This is a genomic window from Nocardioides pymetrozini (assembly GCF_046058985.1).
Classification (GTDB): domain Bacteria; phylum Actinomycetota; class Actinomycetes; order Propionibacteriales; family Nocardioidaceae; genus Nocardioides.
This window is the reverse complement of sequence record NZ_CP175556.1, coordinates 4277290-4298156: the sequence shown is the minus strand read 5'-3', so window position 1 is coordinate 4298156 and position 20867 is coordinate 4277290. Positions and strand designations below refer to the sequence as shown.

Annotated in this window: 23 protein-coding genes; 11 read left to right on the top strand and 12 right to left on the bottom strand. The window is 73.3% G+C overall.

Annotated features, from left to right (window positions below; all coding sequences use genetic code 11):
* Positions 1-14 precede the first annotated feature (14 nt).
* The 3 genes from ACJ5H2_RS20975 to ACJ5H2_RS20965 all read left to right on the top strand — a co-directional run bounded on the left by ACJ5H2_RS20975 (position 15) and on the right by ACJ5H2_RS20965 (position 2245).
* Positions 15-284 (top strand): hypothetical protein, encoded by a 270-nt coding sequence (locus tag ACJ5H2_RS20975; protein ID WP_408897378.1) that lies wholly within the window; start codon positions 15-17, stop codon positions 282-284.
* Between the two features lie 174 nt (positions 285-458).
* Entirely contained in the window at positions 459-1031 is a 573-nt protein-coding gene (gene folE, locus ACJ5H2_RS20970) for a GTP cyclohydrolase I (RefSeq protein WP_408897377.1), read from the top strand.
* The gene (locus ACJ5H2_RS20965) at positions 1028-2245 is read left to right on the top strand and encodes an NAD(P)/FAD-dependent oxidoreductase (protein ID WP_408897376.1); all 1218 of its coding nucleotides are present in this window, start codon (positions 1028-1030) and stop codon (positions 2243-2245) included. Before folE ends, ACJ5H2_RS20965 begins: the two co-directional genes overlap by 4 nt.
* A gap of 10 nt (positions 2246-2255) precedes the next feature.
* Here the strand turns inward: ACJ5H2_RS20965 and ACJ5H2_RS20960 are convergent, their stop codons facing one another.
* A complete protein-coding gene (locus ACJ5H2_RS20960) occupies positions 2256-2645 on the bottom strand; it encodes a winged helix-turn-helix transcriptional regulator (RefSeq protein WP_408897375.1) in 390 nt (129 codons plus the stop codon).
* An 83-nt stretch (positions 2646-2728) separates the two neighbouring features.
* Between ACJ5H2_RS20960 and ACJ5H2_RS20955 the strand changes: the two genes are divergently transcribed.
* Complete coding sequence (locus tag ACJ5H2_RS20955; RefSeq protein ID WP_408897374.1) at positions 2729-3661, top strand: NAD(P)-dependent oxidoreductase; 933 nt, start codon at positions 2729-2731, stop codon at positions 3659-3661.
* A 15-nt stretch (positions 3662-3676) separates the two neighbouring features.
* On the opposite strand, the gene ACJ5H2_RS20950 is transcribed toward ACJ5H2_RS20955, so the two are convergent.
* From ACJ5H2_RS20950 to ACJ5H2_RS20940, 3 genes are read right to left on the bottom strand one after another with little or no spacing between them, the layout of a single operon-like run.
* Positions 3677-4159 (bottom strand): nucleoside deaminase, encoded by a 483-nt coding sequence (locus ACJ5H2_RS20950; protein ID WP_408897373.1) that lies wholly within the window; start codon positions 4157-4159, stop codon positions 3677-3679.
* A gap of 10 nt (positions 4160-4169) precedes the next feature.
* On the bottom strand, positions 4170-4796 hold the full coding sequence (locus ACJ5H2_RS20945; RefSeq protein ID WP_408897372.1) for a response regulator: 627 nt from the start codon (positions 4794-4796) through the stop codon (positions 4170-4172).
* Positions 4793-6016, bottom strand: a complete 1224-nt coding sequence (locus tag ACJ5H2_RS20940; RefSeq protein WP_408897371.1) for a sensor histidine kinase — start codon at positions 6014-6016, stop codon at positions 4793-4795. The genes ACJ5H2_RS20945 and ACJ5H2_RS20940 overlap by 4 nt, the downstream gene beginning before the upstream one ends.
* 109 nt (positions 6017-6125) lie before the next feature.
* Between ACJ5H2_RS20940 and ACJ5H2_RS20935 the strand changes: the two genes are divergently transcribed.
* The 3 genes from ACJ5H2_RS20935 to ACJ5H2_RS20925 are packed head-to-tail and all read left to right on the top strand — an operon-like array spanning position 6126 to position 8788.
* Positions 6126-7175 carry an SMP-30/gluconolactonase/LRE family protein gene (locus ACJ5H2_RS20935; protein WP_408897370.1) on the top strand — a complete coding sequence of 350 codons (1050 nt, stop codon included), beginning with the start codon at positions 6126-6128 and terminating at the stop codon, positions 7173-7175.
* Positions 7172-8455, top strand: a complete 1284-nt coding sequence (locus tag ACJ5H2_RS20930) for an ankyrin repeat domain-containing protein (RefSeq protein ID WP_408897369.1) — start codon at positions 7172-7174, stop codon at positions 8453-8455. The genes ACJ5H2_RS20935 and ACJ5H2_RS20930 overlap by 4 nt, the downstream gene beginning before the upstream one ends.
* 30 nt (positions 8456-8485) lie before the next feature.
* Positions 8486-8788, top strand: coding sequence for a DUF1905 domain-containing protein (locus ACJ5H2_RS20925; protein ID WP_408897368.1), 303 nt, complete (start codon positions 8486-8488; stop codon positions 8786-8788).
* 220 nt (positions 8789-9008) lie between these two features.
* Here the strand turns inward: ACJ5H2_RS20925 and ACJ5H2_RS20920 are convergent, their stop codons facing one another.
* From ACJ5H2_RS20920 to ACJ5H2_RS20910, 3 genes are read right to left on the bottom strand one after another with little or no spacing between them, the layout of a single operon-like run.
* Positions 9009-9482 carry an acyl-CoA thioesterase gene (locus ACJ5H2_RS20920; protein WP_408897367.1) on the bottom strand — a complete coding sequence of 158 codons (474 nt, stop codon included), beginning with the start codon at positions 9480-9482 and terminating at the stop codon, positions 9009-9011.
* 22 nt (positions 9483-9504) lie between these two features.
* Positions 9505-10188, bottom strand: coding sequence for a response regulator (locus tag ACJ5H2_RS20915; protein ID WP_408897366.1), 684 nt, complete (start codon positions 10186-10188; stop codon positions 9505-9507).
* Positions 10185-11252: a DUF4118 domain-containing protein gene (locus ACJ5H2_RS20910; RefSeq protein WP_408897365.1), complete on the bottom strand. Its 1068-nt coding sequence runs from the start codon at positions 11250-11252 to the stop codon at positions 10185-10187. Before ACJ5H2_RS20910 ends, ACJ5H2_RS20915 begins: the two co-directional genes overlap by 4 nt.
* Before the next feature lie 79 nt (positions 11253-11331).
* On the opposite strand from ACJ5H2_RS20910, the gene ACJ5H2_RS20905 reads away from it, so the two are divergent.
* Positions 11332-13266: an amino acid transporter gene (locus ACJ5H2_RS20905; protein WP_409348825.1), complete on the top strand. Its 1935-nt coding sequence runs from the start codon at positions 11332-11334 to the stop codon at positions 13264-13266.
* A gap of 25 nt (positions 13267-13291) precedes the next feature.
* Complete coding sequence (locus tag ACJ5H2_RS20900) at positions 13292-13621, top strand: 4a-hydroxytetrahydrobiopterin dehydratase (RefSeq protein ID WP_408897364.1); 330 nt, start codon at positions 13292-13294, stop codon at positions 13619-13621.
* 68 nt (positions 13622-13689) lie between these two features.
* On the opposite strand, the gene ACJ5H2_RS20895 is transcribed toward ACJ5H2_RS20900, so the two are convergent.
* Positions 13690-16080, bottom strand: a complete 2391-nt coding sequence (locus tag ACJ5H2_RS20895) for an ATP-binding cassette domain-containing protein (RefSeq protein WP_408897363.1) — start codon at positions 16078-16080, stop codon at positions 13690-13692.
* A gap of 225 nt (positions 16081-16305) precedes the next feature.
* Between ACJ5H2_RS20895 and ACJ5H2_RS20890 the strand changes: the two genes are divergently transcribed.
* Positions 16306-16974, top strand: coding sequence for a hypothetical protein (locus ACJ5H2_RS20890; RefSeq protein ID WP_408897362.1), 669 nt, complete (start codon positions 16306-16308; stop codon positions 16972-16974).
* A 22-nt stretch (positions 16975-16996) separates the two neighbouring features.
* Here ACJ5H2_RS20890 and ACJ5H2_RS20885 read toward each other — a convergent pair whose 3' ends face one another.
* Positions 16997-17938 carry an oxygenase MpaB family protein gene (locus tag ACJ5H2_RS20885; RefSeq protein WP_408897361.1) on the bottom strand — a complete coding sequence of 314 codons (942 nt, stop codon included), beginning with the start codon at positions 17936-17938 and terminating at the stop codon, positions 16997-16999.
* Positions 17939-18022: 84 nt separating this feature from the next.
* Between ACJ5H2_RS20885 and ACJ5H2_RS20880 the strand changes: the two genes are divergently transcribed.
* The gene (locus tag ACJ5H2_RS20880; protein WP_408897360.1) at positions 18023-18655 is read left to right on the top strand and encodes a TetR/AcrR family transcriptional regulator; all 633 of its coding nucleotides are present in this window, start codon (positions 18023-18025) and stop codon (positions 18653-18655) included.
* Between the two features lie 7 nt (positions 18656-18662).
* Here ACJ5H2_RS20880 and ACJ5H2_RS20875 read toward each other — a convergent pair whose 3' ends face one another.
* Genes ACJ5H2_RS20875 through ACJ5H2_RS20865 form a run of 3 tightly spaced genes read right to left on the bottom strand, consistent with a single transcriptional unit; the run spans position 18663 to position 20836 of the window.
* The gene (locus tag ACJ5H2_RS20875) at positions 18663-19727 is read right to left on the bottom strand and encodes an LLM class flavin-dependent oxidoreductase (protein WP_408897359.1); all 1065 of its coding nucleotides are present in this window, start codon (positions 19725-19727) and stop codon (positions 18663-18665) included.
* On the bottom strand, positions 19724-20074 hold the full coding sequence (trxA, locus tag ACJ5H2_RS20870) for a thioredoxin (RefSeq protein WP_408897358.1): 351 nt from the start codon (positions 20072-20074) through the stop codon (positions 19724-19726). Before trxA ends, ACJ5H2_RS20875 begins: the two co-directional genes overlap by 4 nt.
* Before the next feature lie 6 nt (positions 20075-20080).
* Complete coding sequence (locus ACJ5H2_RS20865; protein ID WP_408897357.1) at positions 20081-20836, bottom strand: glycoside hydrolase family 25 protein; 756 nt, start codon at positions 20834-20836, stop codon at positions 20081-20083.
* Positions 20837-20867: the final 31 nt, after the last annotated feature.

Here is a 20867-nt window from a genome sequence, read left to right as displayed (position 1 = left end):
CGAAGGAGAGAACCGTGGGCCTCAACCCCGTCGCCGACGTCCTCAAGCGCACCGACAAGGTGCTCAAGAGCGCCGAGGTCGCGCTCGGCAGCGTCGACACCACGCTCGTCGACGTCGACGGCAAGCTGACGACCGTCGACGCGACCCTGGCCGAGACCCGGCAGGTGCTGGGCCAGGTGGAGACCCTGCTCGGCGACCTCAACGACAAGATGGCGCTGCTCGACGAGGTGCCGCGCCTCAAGGCCACGCTCGACGCGGTGCTGGCGGCGGTGCAGAAGGGCTGAGCGGCGAGCTGTAACTACCTGTTCGCGTCACTCCCGGACCCGTAGACGGGTCAGGTAGCAACACGAACAGGTAGTTACAGCTCGGTAGGCCCGCCGGCGCGACGGTTGACAGGACCGCGCCCAGCGCTCTAAATAGAAACTGTGACCATTTTAGAACCGCACTGGCGTCCCCGGGTGGCGACCGACGGCCCCGGGATCGACCGCCCCGGGGCCCACCGGGCCGCCGTGGACCTGCTGACCGCCCTCGGTCTCGACCTGAGCGTCGAGCACCTGGCGGACACGCCCCGCCGGATGGTCGACGCGCTCGCCGAGCTGACCTCACCGCCGGCGTTCGAGCTGACCACCTTCCCCAACGACGACGAGTACGACGAGCTCGTGGTGGTCGAGGACATCCCGGTCCAGTCGCTGTGCGAGCACCACATGCTGCCGTTCGTGGGCGTGGCGCACGTGGGCTACCTGCCGGGCGCGCGGATCCTGGGGCTGTCGAAGTTCGCCCGGATGGTCGACCATCACGCCCGCCGGCCGCAGACCCAGGAGCGGCTCACGAAGCGGGTCGCCGACCACCTCCAGCGCGCGCTCGAGCCGCGCGGGGTCGGCGTCGTGATCGACGCGCAGCACACCTGCATGTGCCTGCGCGGGGCCCGGGCCACCGGGTCGCGCACGCTCACCTCGGCCCTGTTCGGCCGGCTGCGCGACGACCCCCGCAGTCGCGCGGAGTTCCTCGACCTCACCCGGGGCCGGCGATGAGCGGGCACCCCGACGTCGTGGTCGTGGGCGCCGGCCTCGCCGCGGCCAGCGCGGTGGCCGAGCTGCGCGCGCAGGGCCACGAGGGCAGCATCGTCGTCGTCGGCGAGGAGCCCCACCCGCCGTACGAGCGACCGCCGCTGTCCAAGGGGCTGCTGCTCGGCTCGGCCACGCCCGACGACGCCCTGGTCCATCCGCGGGAGTGGTACGACGAGCACGACGTCGACCTGCGGGTCGGGACGGCCGCGACCGCCCTCGACCTCGCCCGCCGGCGGGTGGTGCTGGGCGGCGGCGAGCTGTCCTACGACCGGCTGTTGCTCGCGACCGGTGCCGCACCGCGGCACCTGGGGATGGCTGACGCCTCCGGTGCCCCCGTCCTGCACCTGCGCACCCTCGACGACGCCGTCGTCCTCCGTGACCGGATCGCCGCCGGCGCGAGGGTCGCGGTGATCGGTGCGGGATGGATCGGTCTCGAGGTCGCGTCCGCCGCCCGGCAGCGGGGGGCCGAAGTGACCGTGCTCGAGAGCGCTGCCCTCCCGCTCCAGCGCGTGCTCGGCGACGAGCTCGCCACCGTGTTCGCCGACCTGCACCGCGAGCACGGGGTGGACCTGCGTCTCGGGGTGAGCGTCGCCGGCGTCGAGCACGACGGCGGCAGGGCGGTGGTCCGGGTCGAGGGGAGCGAGCCGGTGGTCGCCGACCTCCTCCTCGTCGCCGTCGGCGTCACGCCCAACGACGCCCTCGCGGCCGCGGCGGGGCTCGCCGTCGACGACGGGGTCCTCGTCGACGCCCGGCTGCGCACCTCCGACCCGCACGTCTTCGCCGCCGGTGACGTCGCCCGCCACGACCACCCCGCCCTCGGCAGCCGGATTCGCGTCGAGCACTGGGACGCCGCCCTCCACCAGGGCCGGCACGCCGCGCGGGCGATGCTCGGCACGGAGGAGCCCTACACCCGGCTGCCCTTCTTCTTCACCGACCAGTACGACCTCGGCATGGAGTACGTCGGCCACGCCGCCGCGTACGACGAGATCGTGGTGCGCGGCGACCTCGGCGCCCGCCACGCGAGTGTCCTGTGGCTGAGCGCTGACCGCGTGGTCGCCGGGATGCACCTCAACGACTGGGACGCGATCGAGCCTCTGCGCGCGGTCGTCGGTGGGCCGGCGACGGATGCCGTCCGGGACCCGTCGGTCCCTCTCGCGGACCTGGCCGGCGGCCGCTAGGCGCTGCCGGTCAGGCGGTGCCGGACAGGACGTCCTCGGACGCGGGCGGGAGCTCGCGGACCTCGAGCCCGTCGCGACGGAGCCGCTCGCGGCCCCAGTCGCCCAGCGGGCGCAGGGCCTCGTTGAGCGCCGCGCCCACCTCGGTGAGCGAGTACTCGACCCGCGGCGGCACCTCGGCGTGGACCCGGCGCTCGACGAGACCGTCCGCCTCCATCTCCCGCAGGTGCTGGGCGAGCATCTTCTCGCTGACCCCCGGGAGCGCGCGGCGCAGCTCGGCGAACCGGCGTACGCCGTGGGCGTGCAGCTCCCAGAGGACCAGTCCCTTCCACTTGCCGCTCACGACGTCGAGCGCGGCGTCGATCCCGCAGATGTAGGGCCCGGTCCTCGGTGGTCTCGCCATGGTGGCTCCCTTACGAAAAGGTGAGTACCCCAGTAAATAGTGCGTACTTACCGAGGTTCGTGGTTCTCCTCGAGCATGGTCGCATGACGCACACCAGCCCCGCCCCGCCGGCTCATCCGTCCCCCGTCCCCGCTCCGGTCACCGTCCTGGGGCTCGGCCCGATGGGCCAGGCCATGTCCCGGACGTTGCTGGGGGCCGGGCATCCGGTGACCGTGTGGAACCGCACCCCGGCCCGGGCGGCAGAGCTCGTCGCGGCCGGCGCACGGCTCGCGCACTCGCCCGCCGGGGCGGTCGCGGCGAGCGACCTGGTCCTCCTCAGCCTCACCCACTACCAGGCGATGTACGACGTCATGGGTGGCGCGACGGCCGCGCTGGCCGGGCGCACCCTGGTCAACCTCAGCTCGGACACCCCGACCGCCACGCGGGACGCCGCGGCCTGGGCGCGTGAGCACGGCGCGGCCTTCGTGACGGGCGGGGTGATGGTCCCCGCTCCGATGATCGGGTCCGAGCGCTCCTCGGTGTTCTACAGCGGCGACGAGGAGGCGTTCCGGACGCACGCGGCGACCCTCGCGCAGATCGGCCGGCCGCGCTTCCTGGGCACCGACCCGGGCCGCGCCCAGCTGATGTACCAGGCCCATCTCGACGTCTTCCTCACCACCCTCGCGGGGCTCGCGCACGCGACCGCGATGGTCGGCACGGCAGGGATCGGCGCCGAGGACTTCCTCCCGGACGTCCTGCAGCTGCTCGGCGCCGTACCGGACATGATCGCGCCGGAGGGGGTCGCCGGACTCGGGCGCCAGATCGACGAGGGCGAGCACCCCGGGGACGGCAGCAACGTCACGATGATGGGCGCCACCGCCGACCACATCCGTGAGACGAGCGAGATCGTCGGGATCGACACCGCGCTGCCGGCGGCCGTGCAGGAGCACTACCACCGGGCGATCGCCGACGGCGGGGGAGCCGACGGCTGGACCCGGATCATCGACGGCATCCGGGCGCCCCGCCGGGCCGCGTGAGCACGCGGCCCCTCCTCAGGAGCGGCCGTGGTGCTGGGCGTGCAGGGCCCGCATCCGGTCGGCGTACTCCGCCACAGGGCCGTCGGCGGTGACGCCGGGAGCGACCTCGGCGACCCGCAGGGGAGCCACCGGCGAGGCCGGCAGGCCCAGCTCGCCGTACCACTCGACGAGCTGGGGGGTCGAGGTGGCGAACACGATCCGGCCCAGGCCGGCCCAGGCGTGCGCGGCCGAGCACATCGCGCAGTGCTCGCCCGAGGTGTAGACGGTCATCGCCGCCCGCTCGGCGGCGGGGACGTGCTCGGCGGCCCAGAGCGCGATCGCGAGCTCGGGGTGCCGGGTGCCGTTGCCGCCGCTGACGCGGTTGTGGTCCTCCATCAGCACGCTCCCGTCGGCGGCGACGAGGAGCGAGCCGAAGGGCTCGTCGCCGGCGGCGGCGGCGGCCTCGGCCAGCTCCACGCACCGGTCCAGGTGACGGCGGTCGTCGGCGGTGATCGTCATGGGCTCCTCCTCAGGCGCGGATGATGCGGCGCTCGATCGCCGCCGCGACGGCGCCGGCGCGGGTGTCGACGCCGAGCTTGGTGTAGATGTGCGACAGGTGGGACTTCACCGTCGCCTCGGAGACGAACAGCTCCCGGGCCATCTCCTTGTTGCCCAGCCCGCGGGAGAGCAGCTCGAGCACCTCCACCTCGCGCTCGGTGATCGTCACCGCGCCGGGCGTCGTACGGCGCACGAGGGTCGCGGCCACCGACGGAGCGAGCACGGTCTCGCCTCGGGCCGTCGCCCGGATCCCGGCGAAGAGCTCGTCGGGCGGCGCGTCCTTGAGCAGGTAGCCCCGGGCGCCGGCCTCGAGGGCGCGCAGGATGTCGGACTCGGTGTCGTAGGTCGTGAGCACGAGCACCTCGGGCGGCTCGGCGAGCGCGCGCAGCGCGGCGGTCACCGCCGCGCCGCCCGCCTCCCCCTCACCGAGGCTCAGGTCCATCAGCACGACGTCGGGGCGGTCGGCGGTCACGACCGTCACCGCGCGGTCGAGGCCGTCCGCCTCGCCGACCACGGACAGGTCCTCCTGCCCGTCGACCAGTGCCCGCAGCCCCGCACGGACCACCGGGTGGTCGTCGACCAGCACGATCCGGATCATCGCTCCTCCTTCGCACTCACCGGGAAGCGGACCGAGACGGTCGTGCCCTCACCCGGAGCGCTCTCGACCTCGGCGCGCCCGCCGAGGGCGTCCGCGCGGTCGCGGATGCCTGCCAGGCCGCGCCCGCGGGTGCCGGAGGCGCGCACCTGCGCGGGGGCGAAGCCTCGGCCGTCGTCGCGTACGTCGAGCACCACCTCATCGGGGTGATAGGTCAGTGTCAGCGCCACCCGGCGCGCGGCGGCATGCTCGCCGACGTTCGCGAGCGCGCCGCGGGCGGTGCGCACCAGGGCGGCCGCCACCTCGGCGGGGACGACGACCGGCCGCCCGTCCACGCGCACCTCGACCCGGGTCCCCGGTGCCGCCTGCGCCCACTGGTCGGCGGTCCGGCGCAGCGCCGCCGGAAGGGCGGCGCCGGTGTCGTCGCCGTCGAGCTCGGCCGGCGCGAGGTCGCGCACCACCCGACGCACCTCGTCGAGGCCGTCGCGTGCAGTCGCCGCCGCCGTGCGCACGTGGTCGCGGGCGGTCGCCGGCTGGACGTCCCACGCCTGCTCGGCGGCCTGGAGGAGCAGGTTGATGCTCGACAGGCCCTGGCCGACGGAGTCGTGGATCTCCCGTGACAGGCGGGTCCGCTCGGCGAGGGCGCCGGTGCGGTGCTGCTCCTCGGCGAGCTCGGCCTGGGCGTCGACGAGCTGGTCGAGCAGGTCCTGCCGGGCGCGCGCCTCGTTGTCGAGCGCGCGGTAGGCGAGCACGGTGACCAGCGCGACGCCGATGGGCCCGGCCACCTGGACCGGGTCGAAGCCGTCGGTGATCCGCTGCCAGGCGGCGGTCAGCAGGACCGTCATCAGGACCACGGTGCCCACCGCCCACGCGAAGGGCACCACCCGCAGCACGGCGAACGCCACCGGCACCGCGCACCACGCGAAGGACGGCGCCACGGCGGTCAGCGCGCCCCACAGCGCGACCATGCCGCTCACCCACGCCGTGGGCCACCAGCTGCGGTCGGCCAGCATCCCCCGGGTGGCGTAGGCCAGGCCGAGGACGCCCGCACCGGCCAGCACCGCGAGCCCGGCAGCGTCGAGGTCGTGCCGGTCGACGTACCGGACCGCACAGGTGACCAGCAGGACCACCAGCACCGCGAGCAGCCAGCGGTCCAGCCGGCTCGCGGGCGCGAGGATCCCGTGCTCGCCGGGGCGGCGGGAGACGGCGGGAAGGACGGACATGGCTGCCCCAGCGTAGGGAGATCGGCCGGCCGCGGCATCAACCATTCGGCTATCAAGGGCTAGCCGCCTGCCCGACGTCTCGCCGGGAGGACCCCGGCAGGCTGGCACCATGAAGCGAATCCAGCTCCTCACCAGCACCCTGGCCGGCACCGCCGTCCTCGCCACCACCGTGCTCGCCGGTACGACGACCACCACCGCCACCGCGGCCGACGGCGGCGACAGGGACCACGGGCGCGCGGCGAGCTACCTGCTCGCCGGCGACCCGGTCGACGCGGCCAACCCGGCCGGCTCGAAGTTCGAGGGCATCGGGGCCGACGAGCGCCGCGGCCGGTTCTACGTCAGCGAGGTCACCGGCGGCGAGATCCACCGGGGTACGGTCGGCACCGCGCAGACCCGCGAGTGGCTGGCCGGTCACGGCGCCGACGGCCGGTTCACCGCCCGCGGCATCACGGTCGACGACAAGGGCCGGGTGTACGTCGCCGGCGGCCCGAACGGCATCAGCAACGGTGGCCCCAACGGCATCGACCCCGCGGGCACCGACAACACGGCCCGCCCGGACCTCTGGGTCTACTCCCGGTCCGGCGAGCTCGTCGCCGCCCTGCAGGTCCCGGGCAAGCCGGTCTTCCTCAACGACGTCGCGATCGGTCCCGACGGTGCGGCGTACTTCACCAACTCCAAGGACGCCGAGATCTACCGCGTCGCGAAGGGCAAGAAGGGCTGGGGCGTGAAGCTCTTCGCCGACGCCAGCGCCACGATCACGACCGCTCCCGGCTTCAACCTCGGCGGCATCGTCGTGAGCGCGGACCAGAAGGCGCTCGTCGTCGCGCAGGGCAATGTCGGCAAGCTGTGGCGCTTCTCGCTCGAGAGCGGCAAGGCCATCCTGGTGAAGACCGGCGGCGCCGACCTCACCGACGCAGACGGCCTGGTCCTGCGGGGCAACCGGCTCACCGTCGTGCGCAACTTCAAGCGGCAGGTCGCCACCCTGCGCCTGTCCGCCGACGGCCGCAAGGCCACGCTGGTCCGCCAGCGCGCCACCTCGCCGAGCCGGGTCCTCACCACCGCCAAGGAGATCCGCGGCCAGATCCTGTACGTCGACAGCAAGTTCGACGAGCAGGTCGCCTCGGGTCCCTACGAGGTCATCGCGGACCCGACCCGATGACCCGCCGGCTCGTCGTCGCCCTCCCGCTCGCGCTCGTCCTGGGCGCGTGCGGGGGCGGTGACCCCGCGGCGGAGCGGTCCGCCGGCCCGGAGGAGACGACGAGCCCCGCGGTCACCGGCGCGACACCCACCGGCATCTCGTCCTCCGGCGCGGAGAGCCCCGCCCCGGAGGGCGGGCCGCTCACGCAGGCCGAGCTCGACCGGCGGCTGCGTGACGCCGCCTGGGCGAACGACGTGCCGCGGGCCCGTCGCCTCGTGCGGCGGGGAGCGGACGTCAACGCCAAGGACGACACCGAGCAGTCGGCGTACCTCATCGCGACCAGCGAGGGCCACCTGGAGCTGCTCCGGCTCGCCCTGCGCCACGGGGCACGGGTCGATGACAAGGACAGCTGGAACGGCACCGGGCTGATCCGCGCCGCCGAGCGCGGCCACGCGCTCGTCGTGGGCGAGCTGCTCCGGGCCGGCATCGACCGCGACCACGTGAACCGGATCGGCTACCAGGCGATCCACGAGGCGGTGTGGCTCGGGGAGGACACCCGCTCCTACGCCACCACGGTCCGGGTGCTCGCCGCCGGCGGTGTGCGCCTCGACCTGGCCTCGCCGTCGGCAGGCCTGACGCCACGACAGATGGCCCGCGAGCGCGGCTTCGCCGGGCTCCAGAGGACCCTGCGCAAGGTGACCACCGCAGCCCGGCCGGCGGACGCCGACGCCGCGCTGCTGCACGCGGCGCGCACCGGTGACGCCGACGCAGCCGCCGTCGCGCTCCGCGCCGGCGCCGACCTCGAGGCCCGGGACGAGCACGCGCGCACGCCACTGCTGCTGGCCGCGACCTACGACCACGTGGCCGTCGCCGAGCTGCTCGTCGCGATGGGTGCCGACCCGGACGCGCTCGACGACCGCCACGACACGCCCTGGCTGGTCACCGGGGTGACCGGCAGCGTCGCGATGCTCGAGGCGCTGCTGCCGGCCAGGCCCGACCTGACGATCGAGAACAGGTACGGCGGCCTCTCGCCGATCCCGGCAGGCGAGCGCGGCCACGTCGACTACATCCGCCGGGTGGTCCGGACCGACGTCGACCTCGACCACGTCAACGACCTCGGCTGGACCGCGATGCTGGAGGCGGTCGTCCTCGGCGACGGCAGCGAGCGCTACCGGGAGATCGTACGGATCCTGCTCGAGGCGGGGGCCGACCCGACGATCGCCGACCACGACGGCGTCACGCCCCTCGAGCACGCCCAGCGTCAGGGGTACGACGAGATCGCGGACCTCTTGCGGCGCTGATCGCCTCCGTTCATCGCTACCGTTGCCGGGGTGTTCACCTGCACCGGCCCCGTGATCGAGTGGCGCGGCCCCGCCCCGTTCGTCTTCCTGGCCGTACCCGAGGACGACAGCGACGACATCAAGGACGCGTCGCGCGGCCAGGAGTACTGGGGCCAGGTCGCGGTCGACGTCCGCATCGGCGAGACCGACTTCCGCACCGCCCTCTTCCCGAAGGACGGCCGCTACCTGGTGCCACTGAAGGTCGCCGTCCGGCGGGCCGAGGGGATCGAGGTCGGCCAGGAGCTCACCGCGACCCTCCAGCTCGCCTCGAGGGGTGAGCCCCGCGTTGGTTGAGGTGCGACGAGCGCCAGCGACGAGTCAGCCCCGCGTTGGTTGAGGTGTGACGAGCGCCAGCGAGGAGCCTCGAAACCAACGCCTGCTCGCATCGGCGTGCCGGGTGGCGCCGGGGGTTTCGAGGCTCGGCGCTGGGGCGCCTCGCACCTCAACCACCGGCGGGCGCCTCGCACCTCAACCACCGGCGGGCGCCTCGCACCTCGACCACCGGCGGGTGGGGTCAGCGACCGGGGCGGGGCCGCAGCGGCACCGGCTCGCCGGCGTACTCCTCGAGCGCCCCGCGGACCGCGTCCGAGATCGGCCAGGCGGTCCCGGCGGCAGTGTCCCAGAACACCGCGGCGGTCTCGGCGACGACCGCCGGCGGGTGGTCCGGTGCGACCCGCAGCTCCGAGGAGACGGCGAACGAGGAGCGGCCGACGTGGCTGACCCAGATCCGCACCAGGAAGGGCTGGTACGCAGCGAAGCGCATCTCGGCGTGGTACTCGACGTGCTGGGAGCCGACGAGCTCGGTCACGCCCGGCGGCAGGTCGCGGAGCAGTCCGCGCGGCTCGTCGCCCGCGGCAAGGCGGGCATGCCGGAGGAACATCAGCCGGGCCTCGTCGAGCACCCGGATCGCCTCGACGTTGTCGACGTGACCGCCGAGGTTGATGTCGCGCAGCCGCGCCTGGATCTCGCACTCGAAGACCTTGCCCACGCGCGCATCCTCGCAGCCCCGCTCAGAGCTCGAAGCGGTAGCCCATGCCCGGCTCGGTTCGGATGTGGACCGGGCGCGCCGGGTCGGGCTCGAGCTTGCGGCGCAGCTGGGCGACGTACAGGCGCAGGTTGCCGTGGGCGCTCTCGTAGCCCGGCCCCCACACCTCGGTGAGCAGCTGGCGCTGGCTGAGCAGCCGCCCCGGGTTGCGGACGAGCACCTCGAGCAGGTGCCACTCGGTGGGAGTCAGCCGCAGGTCCTCGCCGGCGAGGGTCACCCGCGTGGTGACGAGGTCGACCCGGACCGCCCCGAACTCGACGAGGTCGCGGGCGGGGTCGGCGTCCTCGGCCTGGCCGCGGCGCACCAGCGCGCGCAGCCGGGCCAGCAGCTCGTCCATCCCGAACGGCTTGGTCACGTAGTCGTCGGCACCAGCGTCGAGCGCGTCCACCTTGTCGACGCTGTCGCTGCGACCGGAGAGCACGAGGATCGGTACGCCGGACCGCTCGCGCAGCTGCGCGATGACGTCGACGCCGTCGCGGTCGGGCAGGCCGAGATCGAGGACGACGACGTCGGGTGGCGAGCTCGCGGCGAGGTCGAGCGCCTCGGTGCCGTCACCGGCCGTCGTCACCTGCCACCCCCGCGCCCGCAGGTGGATCCCGAGCGCGCGCCGGATGCGCAGGTCGTCGTCGACCACCAGCACGCGGCTCACCCCTCCTCCCCCGCCGGCAGGCTCAACCGCATGGTCAGGCCGCCACCCGGGGTCGCGGTCGGGACCAGCTCGCCGCCCACCGCGTCGGCCAGGCCGCGCGCGACGGCCAGCCCGAGACCGATCCCGGTGGTGTTGTCGGTGTCGCCGAGCCGTTGGAAGGGCTGGAACACCCGTTCCCGGTCGGCGCCGTCGATCCCCGGCCCGTGGTCGACCACCTCGATGACCACGCGAGCCGTGGCGGGGCCGTCGCCGGTCGTCACGCGGACCACCGGTGGCCGGTCGGGCGGGCTGAACCGTTGGGCGTTGGAGAGCAGGTTCACCAGGACCCGCTCGAGCAGGCCGGGATCGGTGAGGACGGCGGGCAGGTCGTCGGGGACGTCGATCAGCACGCCGCGCGGCGCGACGCCGAGGTCGTCGAGGGCGCGGGCCACCACGTCGCCGAGGGCGACCGGCCGCAGCCGCACGGGGATGGCGCCCGCCTGCAGTCGGCTCATGTCCAGGAGGTTGTCCACGAGCGCGGCGAGCCGGTCGAGCGCGTCGTCGGTCGTAGCGAGCAGCGCGACGTGGTCCCCGCGCGACAAAGCGACGTCATCGCTCAGCAGGCCCGACACGGAGGCCTTGGCCGCCGCGAGCGGGGTGCGCAGGTCATGCCCGACGGCGGCGAGCAGGGCCGCCCGCATCCGGTCCGCCGCCTCGATCTCCGCCGCCGCGGCGGCCGCCTCGGCGCGCCGGGCCGCGAGGTCCACCACCCAGCCGACCATCATCGCGACCACCACGAACGCGACCAGCGCCACGGCGTTGTTGGCGTCGTCGATCGCGAAGGTGTGGAAGGGCCGGGTGAACCAGAAGTTGAGCAGGGTGGCGCCGAGCACCGCCGCGACCAGCGCGGGAAGGACGCCGCCGACGAGGGCGGACCCGACGACCGCGACGAGGAACAGGGCGACATCGCTGGCCAGGTTGAGCTGGTCGCGCAGCGGCACCAGCACGGGCACGAGCAGGGCGGGGGCGGCGACGGCGACCACGAAGCCGCCGACGCGGCGTCGCCGGCTCAGGCTCCTGCTCATGGGGCCATTGTGGTGGCATCGCTGTTAGGGCCTTGTTAGGCGCGGCCCGATCGGGCCCGCGCGGGCGTTGCATGGCCGGGTGACCACGTCCACCGAGCCCGCGGCCGAGCCCCGGTCGCGCCCCCACGCAGCCACACGACACACCGACCAGGACGGCCACCTCGGCGGCCGGCGCCCGCACACGCGCCCCTGGTGGCAGGTGATGTGCCTGACCGGCGTCGACTACTTCTCCACCCTCGGCTACCAGCCCGGCATCGCGTTCCTGGCCGCCGGGCTGCTGAGCCCGCTGGCGACGATCGTGCTGGTGCTGCTGACGCTCCTCGGCGCGCTGCCGGTCTACCGGCGAGTGGCCGCGGAGAGCCCGCACGGGCAGGGCTCGATCGCGATGCTCGAGCGGCTGCTCCCGCGCTGGCGGGGCAAGCTGTTCGTCCTCGCCCTGCTGGGCTTCGCACTGACCGACTTCATCATCACGATCACCCTCTCGGCGGCGGACGCGAGCGCCCACGTGGTCGAGAACCCGCACGTCCCCGCTGCCCTGCACGGCCAGGAGCTGTGGATCACCCTCGGCCTCATCGCGTTGCTCGGGGCTGTGTTCCTCAAGGGCTTCCGGGAGGCCATCGGGCTGGCGGTCGTGCTCGTGGTCGTCTATCTGCTGCTCAACGCCGTCGTGATCGCGGTCGGTGCGGTCGAGGTCCTCCGCAACGGCCACGTGGTCACGGACTGGACCGGCGCCCTCACCACCGAGCACGGCAACATCGCGCTGATGATCGCCGTCGCGCTCACCCTCTTCCCGAAGCTGGCGCTCGGCATGTCCGGCTTCGAGACCGGCGTCGCGGTGATGACCCACGTGCGGGGCGCCTCGGACGACGACGCCGAGCGGCCCGCCGTACGGATCCGCAACACGAAGCGCCTGCTGACCACCGCCGCGATCGTGATGAGCATCTACCTGGTCTGCTCGAGCCTGGTCACCACGCTGCTGATCCCCGCCGCGCAGTTCGAGGAGGGCGGGGAGGCCAACGGACGGGCGCTCGCCTATCTCGCGCACCGCTTCCTCGGCGACGGGTTCGGCACCGTGTACGACGTCTCGACCATCCTCATCCTCTGGTTCGCGGGCGCCTCGGCGATGGCCGGCATGCTGAACCTGATCCCGCGCTACCTGCCGCGCTACGGCATGGCCCCCGAGTGGGCGGGTGCGGTGCGTCCGCTCGTGTGCGTGCTCACGGCCACGGCCTTCCTCATCACCTGGATCTTCGACGCCGACGTCGACGCCCAGGGCGGCGCCTACGCGACCGGAGTGCTCGTCCTGATGACCTCGGCGAGCATCGCGGTCGCGCTCGCGGCGCGCAAGGCGCGCGAGCGCGGCTGGACGATCGCGTTCACCCTGATCGCCGTCGTATTCGTCTACACGACACTCGACAACGTCAAGGAGCGCCCGGACGGGGTGAAGATCGGCGGCTGCTTCATCGCGGCCATCGTCGTCGTCTCGCTGGTCTCGCGCCTGACGCGCTCGCTCGAGCTGCGCACCACCCACATCGAGTACGACGCCACGGCGGACCGCTTCCTGCGCGACTGCGCGCGGCGCACCCTCCGGCTCGTCGCCCACGACCCCCAGCACGGGGACGCCGGCGCCTACCGGGCCAAGGCACGCAAGATCGTGGACGCCCACGAGCTGCCCCACGGTGGCGACCTGATCTTCGTCGAGGTCGTCGTGGAGGACTACTCCGACTTCGAGAGCCGGATCGAGGTGACCGGGTCCGTGGCGCACGGGGAGTACCGGGTGCTGACGGTGCACGCGGCGACGATCCCGAACGCGCTCGCGGCGCTCCTCCTCGACCTGCGCGACCGCGTCGGCGTGCGTCCGCACATGTACGTCGAATGGACCGAGGGCAGCCCGGTCTCCCAGATGGCGCGCTTCCTGCTCTTCGGCACCGGGGAGGTCGCCCCCCTCACGCGCGAGGTGGTGCGCCGGGCCGAGCCGGATCCGCGCCGGCGACCGCACGTGCACGCAGGCTGAGCGCGCGGCGGCGTACGGTCGGAGCATGGGCTACGAAGAGATCAGCGCGGAGCAGTTCAGCCAGGCCGAGGGCGTCGCCGACTGGCGGGTGCTCGGGGTGCACGCGTACGCCGTCTTCCGCACGGGCAGCTTCGCGACCGGGCTGCAGCTGGTGAACGCGATCGGCGAGCTGGCCGAGGAGGCCAACCACCACCCCGACCTGAAGCTCGGCTACCCGTCGCTGGCCGTGCACCTGACGACGCACGACACCGGCACCCTGACCACCGCTGATCTGGACCTCGCGCAGCGGATCTCGGCGGCGGCGCGCAACCTGGGCGTCGCCGGCGACCCGGACGCGGTGCAGGCCTGGGTGTGAGTTCGGCCCGAGCTTGGACGAAGAAACTCACGCCTGGACGAAGAAGCTTCTTCGTCCAGGCGTGAGTTTCACCGGCCGGCCGGTGAAACTGTCTCCCCGACGTACGCCGCCAGGTGCTCCCCCGTCAGCGTCGAGCGCTTCGCGACCAGCTCGGCAGGGGTGCCCTCGAAGACGACCGTGCCGCCGTCGTGGCCGGCGCCGGGGCCGAGGTCGATGATCCAGTCGGCGTGGGCCATCACGGCCTGGTGGTGCTCGATCACGATCACGGACTTGCCGGTGTCGACGAGCTGGTCGAGCAGGCGCAGCAGGTTGTCGACGTCGGCGAGGTGGAGGCCCGTCGTCGGCTCGTCGAGGACGTAGACGCCGCCCTTCTCGCCCATCCGCATCGCGAGCTTGAGCCGCTGCCGCTCGCCACCGGAGAGCGTGTTGAGGGGCTGGCCGAGCTTCAGGTAGCCGAGCCCGACGTCCTCCATCCGCTGCAGGATCGCGACCGCGGCGGGTGTCTTCGCCTCGCCGTCGGCGAAGTATGCGCGCGCCTGCGCGACCGGCAGGTCGAGCACCTCGGCGATGTTGAGCTCGCCGAGCCGCAGCTCCAGCACCGACGCCTGGAAGCGCCGGCCGCCGCACTCGTCGCAGACGGTGGCCACGGTGTCCATGAACCCGAGCTCGGTGTAGATCATCCCGTTGCCGTTGCAGCTCTCGCAGGCGCCCTCGGAGTTGGCGCTGAACAGCGCGGGCTTCACGCCGTTGGCCTTGGCGAAGGCCTTGCGGATCGGCTCGAGCAGGCCGGTGTACGTCGCCGGGTTGCTGCGCCGCGAGCCCTTGATCGCGCTCTGGTCGATGACGACGACCTCGTCGCGGCCGGCGAGGGAGCCGTGGATCAGCGAGCTCTTCCCCGAGCCGGCGACGCCCGTGACCACGCAGAGCACGCCGAGCGGCACGTCGACGTCGACGTCGCGCAGGTTGTGGGTCGAGGCGCCCCGCACCTCGATGACGCCCGACGGCTGCCGGACGCTCTCCTTGACCTCCGCGCGGTAGCTGAGGTGGCGCCCGGTCAGGGTGTCGGAGGCCCGCAGGCCCGCGACGTCGCCCTCGTAGCAGATGGTGCCACCGTGGGTCCCGGCGCCGGGCCCGAGGTCGACGACGTGGTCGGCGATGGCGATGGTCTCGGGCTTGTGCTCGACGACGAGGACGGTGTTGCCCTTGTCGCGCAGCTCGAGGAGCAGCTTGTTCATCCGCTCGATGTCGTGGGGGTGGAGACCGACGGTGGGCTCGTCGAAGACGTAGGTGACGTCGGTGAGCGCCGAGCCGAGGTGGCGGATCATCTTGGTGCGCTGCGCCTCGCCGCCCGACAGCGTGCCGGCGGGGCGGTCGAGGGAGAGATAGCCGAGACCGATCTCGACGAAGGAGTCGAAGAGGTGGAGCAGGCTCTTCACCAGCGGCGCGACACCGGGGTCCTTGATCTCCCGCACCCATGCGGCGGCGTCGGTGATCTGCATGGCGCAGACGTCGGCGATGCTCCGGCCGGCGATCTTGGAGCCGCGGGCGGCCTCGTTGAGGCGGGTGCCGTCGCAGGCCGGGCACGGAGCGAAGACCGCCGCGCGCTCGACGAAGGCCCGGATGTGGGGCTGCAGCGAGTCGACGTCCTTGCTGAACATCGACTTGCGGATCTTGGGGATCAGGCCCTCGTAGGTGACGTTGATCTTCTCGACCTTCACCTTGCGCGGCTCGGCGTACAGGAAGTCCTCGCGCTCGGCCTTGGTGAACTTCGCGATCGGCTTCTCCGGCGGCAGCACCTCCTTGTACGGCGCCACCATCCAGCCGTCGGCCGTGTAGCCCGGCACCAGGATCGCGCCCTCGACCAGCGACCTGCTCTCGTCGACGATCGCGCTCATGTCGAGGTCGGAGACGGTGCCGCGGCCCTCGCACTCCGCGCACATGCCGCCGAGGTAGACGGCCTGGCGCACGACGTTCTTCTCGACCCGGCCCCCCGCCTTCTCGGTCTGCATGACCCCGCTGGCCTTGCGGGTGGGCACGTTGAAGGCGAAGGCGGTGGGCGGCCCGACGTACGGGTCGCCGAGCCGGCTGAACAGCACGCGCAGCATCGCGTTCGCGTCGGTGGCCGTCCCGACCGTCGAGCGGACGTTGGCGCCCATCCGCTCCTGGTCGACCAGGATCGCGGTGGTGATCCCCTCCAGGTGGTCGACCTCCGGGCGGGCCAGCGAGGGCATGAAGCCCTGCACGAAGGTGCTGTAGGTCTCGTTGATCATCCGCTGCGACTCCGCGGCGATGGTGCCGAACACCAGCGAGCTCTTGCCGGACCCCGAGACGCCCGTGAAGACGCTGAGCCGGCGCTTCGGGATCTCGACGTCGACGCCCTGGAGGTTGTTGACGTGGGCGCCCTGCACCCGGATCGTGTCGTGGCTGTCCGCGGGGTGCGGCTCGGCAGGCTTCGGCATGCGCCCATCATGGCCGATCTCGCCGACACCTTGCCGAGACTTATGCGCGGTCGGCGGCCCCGGGGAGCGCCTCCCGGCGGCTGTGTACGAGAATCGGCCGTCCTGCAGCGGAGCTGTAACTAGCTGTTCGTGTCACTACCTGACCCGTAGACGGGTACGGCAGTGACACGAACAGCCGTCCTGCAGCTCGGCCAGCGGATTCGGCGACGAGCATGGGGGAGAGCCGTGGGCGAGGAAGCGATGGAGGGCGCCATCGAGGGCGACGAGCCCGCCGACGTGGTCGGCGACGTGGCGGGCCGCGCGATGTCGTACGAGGAGTTCGGCGTCAGCTGGATCCGCCGGGTGCTCCACAAGGAGCGGATCCTGCGCACCATCGACGAGGTGCTGGGCGACCAGATCGCGCTGGGCCCGATCGGTGCCGGGCCGGGGCGGGCGTTCGCGAGCGTCAGCTTCGTCGGGACCTACCGCCCCACCACCGGCGAGCTGGTGCCAGGCGAGCTGCTGACCTACGCCATCGACCTGCCGATCAGCGTGGTCTTCGACCTCGACCTGCCGCTCGACAAGCTGACCTTCAACGCGGAGGTCGTCGTCCCGCTCGTGCTCGTGGTCCACACCGAGGCGCCGCTGCGGCTGCGCCTGGAGCTGCAGACGCCGACCGAGGACGAGATCGGCCTGGAGCTGAAGACCGACACCCGACGGGGTGCGATGCTGCGGAAGGTCGCCGGCCTCGACGCCGAGCTGCGACGCTTCCTGCTCAAGGTGCTCGACACCGAGCTGAGCAAGGACTACGTCCGCCGGGCGACCGAGCTCGACATGGAGGAGCTCATCGACGGGGCGTGGCCGGCGTTCACCGCGCAGTTCCTGCCGCGGGGCCCGGAGGATCGGCGGGCCTGACGCGGGCGGCGACCGCGAGGAGCTACCGCGGCGGCGCGAAGGACGCCAGCTGCGGCCTCTCGTAGAGCGCGCGCAGGCGCTCGTACCGGAACCGGTTGAGCGCGAGCGGGTCGAGCAGCAGCCAGCGCGGGAGCCACCGGCGCACGGTCCGGATGAGCAGCAGGTAGAGGTCGAGCTCGCGCTGCCGCCGCCGCGTCCAGCGCACGCCGAGCAGCTCGCGCATCCGGGGATGGGCCGCGCCCTCGGCGCACACCTTCGCCGGCCGGCCCAGGACCGGCGTGAGCAGCCACCACAGGGGCGCGAGCGCACGCTGGAGCCAGCGCGGCCCGACCAGGGTCGGCACGGGGAGACGGTCGAAGGCCGCATGGGCCCACTGGAGGAACTCGTTGTCGTCGAGGACGGTGGCGGCGACCTCGTCGTAGTACGCCGCCGCCTCGGCGGCGGTCGCGGGGATCCGCGCCTGCTCGCTGGGCAGGTCGAAGTCGGTCATGTGCAGGATCGTGCGGTAGACGACCTCGCGCTGCTCGGCGTCCAGCTGCCGGCCGTAGGTCGTGACGTAGCCGGTGTGGAACACGAGCAGGCTGGTCGTGCCGACCCACTTCCACAGGGCGGGGTTCAGCGCGCTGTAGCGCTCGCCCTCGAAGTGGCCCCTGCCCCGGCCGCGCACCTCGCCGTGCAGGTCCTTGAGCCGCTGCGCCGTCGCACCGCGGTCGGCGTCGTCGCCGAAGAGCAGGAGCGGTCCCCACAGCGCGCTGCGGATCCCGCGGTCGGTGAAGTTCTGCGCGAAGCGCCCGGTCGCGTCGACCGCGGCGGCCACCTCGCGATAGGCGACCTGGTCGAGCGCGAGCCGGCCGAAGAGCGCGAACGCGGCGGGGGTGCCCAGCCAGGCACGGACGTCCGCGGCAAGCGCGTGGTGCGGCTGCGAGGGATGCCAGGGCGGCACGGCGGTGCGGAGGTCGGACACGGCGGAGCTCCTCGGGCGGTATCTGTCAACGGTCGTTGACAGTTGTATTCAGCCATCGGTCAACGGTCGTGTCAAGATGTCCGCGTGGAGCGGACGGCCGAGGGCGCACGACGGTACGGCGGCCGCGCGGCCGAGGAGCGGGTGGCCGAGCGGCGCGCCCGGCTGCTCGAGGCGGGCCTGGACCTGATGGGCACCCGTGGTGTCGCCGGGACCACCGTCCGGGGGATCGCGGAGCGGTCCGGGCTCGCCGCGCGCTACTTCTACGAGAGCTTCCCGAGCATCGAGGCGCTGCAGCTCGCCGTCTTCGAGCAGATCGCCGCCGAGGCGGCCGACCGCGCGCTCGGTGCGCTCGCCACCGCCCCCGCCGCGGCCCCGGCGCGGACCCGCGCGGTGCTCGCCGAGATGGTGGACCTGCTGCTGGAGGACCCCCGCAAGGGCCGGGTGGCGCTCATCGAGTCGATCACCTCGCCCGTCCTGGGTCCGCGCGTGCTCGAGGAGAGCCGCCGCTTCGCCGGGATGCTCGCGGCCACGGCCTCCGCCGGCGACCCCGGCGCCGCGCCGGAAGGGCTGCCGGTCGAGGTCCGGCTGCGCGCGCAGTTCCTCATCGGCGGGGTCGCGCACACGGTCGGCGCGGCCTTGCAGGGCGACATCGCCGTCGAGCGCGAGCGCCTCGTCGACGTCCTGGTGGACCTGTTCTTGACCATCAGCCCGGCCTGAGCGCGCGTCAGGCGGTGACCGGGTCCTGCGCCAGCAGCGCACGCACTCGCGGGACCACCTCGGTGCCGTAGAGCTCGATGCTGCGGAGCAGCTGCGCGTGGGGCATCGTGCCGTTGCTGTACTTCAGGTCGAAGCGCTGGATGCCGAGATCGCGCACGGCGGCCGCGATCTTGCGGGCGACGGTCTCGGGGGAGCCGACGAACAGGGCGCCGTGGTCCACCTCGGCGTCGTACTGGGCGCGGGTGGCGGGTCCCCAGCCGCGCTCGGCGCCGATCCGGTTGCGGCTCTCCTGGAAGTGCGGGAAGAGCCCCTCGCGCGCCTCCTCGTCGGTGTCGGCGACGAAGCCCGGTGAGTGGACGGCGATGGGGAGCGCGGGCTGCTCGAACTGCGCCAGCGCGCGCCGGTAGAGGTCGGTGAAGGGCGCGAACCGGGCCGGCTCGCCGCCGATGATCGCGATCGCCAGGGGATAGCCGTAGCGGGCGGCCCGCACGACCGACTCCGGCGAGCCGCCCACCCCGATCCAGGTCGGGATCGAGCCGCGCTCGGTCGACGGGTAGGCACGGGCGTCGCGCAAGGGCGCGCGCAGCGTGCCCCGGTCCCAGGTGACCGGCTCCTCGCCCTGGAGCTCGGTCCACAGGTCCAGCTTCTCGCTGAACAGCCGGTCGTAGTCGGCGAGGTCGTAGCCGAACAGCGGGAACGACTCGGTGAACGAGCCGCGGCCGAGGGTGATCTCGGCGCGCCCGTGCGAGAGCGCGTCGAGCGTCGCGAAGCGCTCGTAGAGCCGGACCGGGTCGTCGGAGCTGAGCACGGTCACCGCCGTGCCGAGCCGGATCCGCTCGGTCCGGGCCGCGACCGCGGCCAGCACCATCTCGGGGCTGGTGACGGCGAAGTCGTCGCGGTGGTGCTCGCCGACGCCGAACACGTCGACCCCGACGTGGTCCGCCAGGACCGCCTGCTCGACGAGGTTGCGGATGACCTGCGGATGGGTGAGCGGCCGGCCCGTGTCCGGGTCCGCGGTCACGTCGCCGAAGGTGTCGAGACCGAACTCCAGCGCGGTCCCGGGCCCGCTCACTGCTCGGCGGCCTTCGCGGCGTCCACGTCGAAGTCGCGGACGGCGGCGATGACCTGCTCCAGCGCGGGCGCCGGGAGAGCGCCGGCCTGGGAGAAGACCAACGCGCCGCCCTTGAAGGCCATCAGGGTCGGGATCGAGGTGACCCGCGCGGCCGCGGCGAGCTGCTGCTCCTCCTCGGTGTTGACCGAGCCGAAGACCAGGTCGCCGTGCTCCTCGGCGGCCGCCTCGTAGATCGGGGCGAAGTTGCGGCACGGGCCGCACCACGACGCCCAGAAGTCGACGAACACGATCTCGTTGTCGAGCACCGTCTGCTCGAAGTTGCCGGCGGTGAGGTCGATGGTGGACATGTCTTCTCAACGCCTCCCGACCGGGATTGTTCCCCGGTTGCGGTCGACGCCGCCCCGGACGCCCGGTACGGAGCCGCGGTCGTCGTACTGCCACACCGCCCATTCCCGGGCCGGGGGGCGCCGGCCGAGCCGGCGGACCCACTGCGGATGGTCGGCCAGGTCGTCGGCGAAGCGGAAGCGGTCCTCGAACGCGGGGTAGAGGTAGACGAGCGTGGTCGTGCCGAGGCGCTCGTCGACCGTGGCGAGGAACGCGCGGACCTCGGCGAGCAGCTCGTCGGCGGGCGGCGGCGAGGTGCAGCTGCCGGCGAGCTCGAGGTCCACGGCGGGCGGCAGGTCCGGGTCGGCGCGACCGCCCAGCACGGTCAGGAAGTGCTCGGCCTGTGCCCGGCCGTCGCTGCACAGCTGGAAGTAGTGGTAGCCGGCGACCGCCAGGCCCGCCCGGGCGGCGCCGGCGCGATGCGCGGCGAAGCGCGGGTCCACGAAGCCGGTGCCCTCGCTGGCCTTGAGATAGGCGAACCGGATCCCGGCGGCGGCCACGCGGTCCCAGTCGATCGGGCCCTGGTGGTGGGAGGCGTCGATGCCCTCGGCGACGGCAGGTGCGGGCGGCGGGGTCGCGGTCGTCGGCGCGCTCGTCGGGACGGCGTCCGCGCTGGGCGAGGCCGCCGGGGTGGTCGGCCGTACGCCGGACGTCGGCGCAGCGCCCCCGCACGCCGTGAGCAGGAGCAGCGCCGCGCAGGCCGACGCGGCGAGCCGGGTCCTCATGGGGACACCCAACCACGGCCGGGACGACGTA